Below are 2,375 nucleotides of genomic sequence, written 5' to 3' on the forward strand. Positions count from 1 at the left end.
GCGCATATTGTAATCCTTGGCCAAAGGCCCGGTCTTGCCGGCCAGGAGCTCGCTCACATAGCGTTGCACCGGTGCTTCCCAGTGACGCATGTTCGACATATTGATGGCGAACTCGCCGGTTGCTTGCGGGATCTTCATCTCGGGGTGGGTCAATACGAAGCTGCCGTTTTCTCTGTCCAGGGTAAAGCCGTATACGCCGTTGCCGAAAGTCAGCACCAGCATGGTCTGCGGGCCGTAGACGGTGTAGCCGGCGGCAACTTGGCGTGTGCCCGGTTGCAGGAAGTCGGCTTCGGTCGGGTGGCCGGTGACCGATTCGTCGCATTCCAGTACCGAGAAGATGGTGCCGACCGAGATGTTGACGTCGATATTGGACGAGCCATCCAGCGGGTCGAACAGCATCAGATAGCGTCCGCGCGGCAGACCGTCCGGAATCGAGTACGGCAACTCCATCTCTTCGGAGGCCATTGCTGCCAGATTGCCGCCCCATTCATTGGCCTCCAGCAAGACATCGTTGGCGATCACATCCAGCTTTTTCTGCGCTTCGCCTTGTACATTGCCGGTGCCGGCTTCGCCCAGGATGCCAGCCAGCGCACCTTTGTTGACCGAGTGCGAGATCGCCTTGCAGGCGCGGGCGACGGTTTCTATCAGGTGACGCAGATCCGGCGGCAGCGTGCCGGCCTTGCGTTGCTGTTCAATCAGGAAGCGGGAAAGGGAGGTGCGGCTCATGAAAACCTCGGGTGTTTTAACGATGACAGGTTAGCTTTGCGCGGGATTATACCCGTGCGGGATGATGGCTGTCTTGCAGTGAAGCCGCGCCGGGTGTCCAGGCGCGGTGCATACATCAGTTGCTCAGCAAGCCCCTGAGCACAAAGGGCAGAATGCCGCCTGCGCGGTAGTAATCCACTTCGATAGGCGTGTCGATGCGGCAGCGTAGCGGAATATGGGTGCTGCTGCCATCTGGCCGGACCATGATCAGGCTGAGCATCTGTTGCGGCGCGAGGCCTTGGGCAATGCCCTCGATGGTAAAGCTTTCATCGCCCTGTATCCCCAGACTTTGCCAGCTGTCGTTACCGGTAAACTGCAAGGGTAGCACCCCCATGCCTACCAGATTGCTGCGGTGTATGCGCTCGAAACTGCGGGCAATGACGGCGCGTATGCCCAGAAGCTGGCTGCCCTTGGCCGCCCAGTCGCGGCTGGAGCCGGTGCCGTATTCTTCGCCGGCAAATACCAAGGTTGCGATGCCGCGTTGCTGCCAGGTCATGGCAGCGTCGTAGACGCTGGTTTGCGTGCCATCCAGCAAAGTGTAGCCGCCCTCGATCCGGCTGCCATCGTCTTTGGCCGGCAGCATCATGTTTTTGATGCGTACATTGGCAAAGGTGCCGCGCAGCATCACTTCATGGTTGCCGCGCCGGCTGCCGTAGCTATTGAAGTCGGCACGCTTAAGACCCAGAGACAGTAGGTATTGCCCGGCGGGCGTGGTTTCGCCGAATGAACCGGCCGGCGAGATATGGTCGGTGGTGACCGAGTCGCCCAGCAGCAGCAGGGTGCGGGCGTCCCGAATGTCGGTGATGGGTTTTTCTTGCATGGAAAAGCCGTCGAAAAAAGGCGGGCGGGCGATATAACTGCTGACAGGCCAAGGATAGGTTTCGCCTTGCGGCGCGCTGATTTCATTCCATAAGTCGTGGTCGCGGGTGAAATCGGCGTACAGCCGGCGGAAGGTGTCCGGGTCGAAGGCGGTGGCCATCAATGCCGCAATTTCGCCCGATTCCGGCCAGATGTCCCTGAGGTAAACCGGTTGGCCATCCTTGCCTGTGCCCAAGGGATCGCGCGTGAGGTCGATATTGACGCGCCCGGCGATGGCGAAAGCGACCACCAGAGGCGGCGAGGTCAGATAGTTGGCGCGCAAATTGGGGTGGATGCGTGCTTCAAAATTGCGGTTGCCGGACAATACTGCCGCGCATACCAGATCATGCCGGGTAATGGTGTTGTTGAGTTCGGGGGAAAGGTCCCCGGCGTTGCCTATGCAGGTGGTGCAGCCATAGGCCGCCAGCGCAAAGCCCAGCTTGGCCAGAGGCGCAAGCAGGCCGGCCGCTTCCAGATAGGCGGTGACGACGCGAGAGCCCGGCGCCAGGCTGGTCTTGATGCGCGGATGAACCTGCAGGCCCTTGGCCACCGCTTTTTGCGCCAACAAGCCGGCGGCCAGCATTACGCCGGGGTTGGAGGTGTTGGTGCAGCTGGTAATGGCGGCAATCAGGATGTCGCCATGCCCCAGATCACCTTGCCCGTTTGCGTAGGGGGTATGGTCCGGGGTCGGGCGGTTGTCGACCATTTCCACAACATCGCGCGCCAGGCTTTTGCCTTGCAGGCGCTGGCCA

The 2,375-nt window shown here is 60.9% G+C and carries 2 protein-coding genes; both read right to left on the bottom strand.

Going from position 1 to position 2,375, the window contains the following annotated elements; all coding sequences use genetic code 11:
• Nucleotides 1–726 (bottom strand): class 1 fructose-bisphosphatase (locus EGI20_RS17605; protein ID WP_498633017.1); only part of this gene is annotated, 726 nt, incomplete at its 3' end.
• A 115-nt stretch (nucleotides 727–841) separates the two neighbouring features.
• Nucleotides 842–2,375 (bottom strand): aconitate hydratase AcnA (gene acnA / locus EGI20_RS17610; protein ID WP_498633019.1); only part of this gene is annotated, 1,534 nt, incomplete at its 5' end.

This window comes from Aquitalea sp. S1-19, from assembly GCF_024343515.1.